The organism is Vibrio sp. 10N.222.55.C6, from assembly GCF_041473395.1.
Lineage (GTDB): Bacteria > Pseudomonadota > Gammaproteobacteria > Enterobacterales > Vibrionaceae > Vibrio > Vibrio crassostreae_C.
In genome coordinates, this window is the sequence record NZ_JBFRSD010000982.1 from 1 (window position 1) to 350 (window position 350).

General features: G+C 46.3%; 1 protein-coding gene. It reads left to right on the plus strand.

Translation table 11 applies throughout. The features are described from left to right. Positions 1–38: 38 nt before the first annotated feature. Positions 39–350 (plus strand): DUF4156 domain-containing protein (locus AB4486_RS27165; RefSeq protein ID WP_372119892.1); only part of this gene is annotated, 312 nt, incomplete at its 3' end.

A 350-nucleotide genomic window follows, 5' to 3' on the forward strand; every position in this document is an offset into this window, starting at 1 on the left:
GCTTCGCGATTTATTTGATGCAATAGCAGGGTAAACGTATGAAAAAGGAATTAGTCGCTTTGGCTATGAGTGGCATGTTACTCGGGTGTACCAAACCCACATCAACGCCTCATAGTAAAGCGGACAAGGTACAAATGGATTACCACGGCCTGATTAACATCGAGCAGTGTGAGTATAAAGGGGAAATCACTGGCAGCGAAGGTCATTGGTACAGCTACTTGTTCTTTCCCAATGACGCCCTGATTCAAGGTGCGATGAATGAGCTTAAATCGAATGCCATTGAGCTAGGCGCAGACACCGTCATCTTTACCCTACCCCAAGATTTCAGCACTTCCGTGACTATGCTTGGT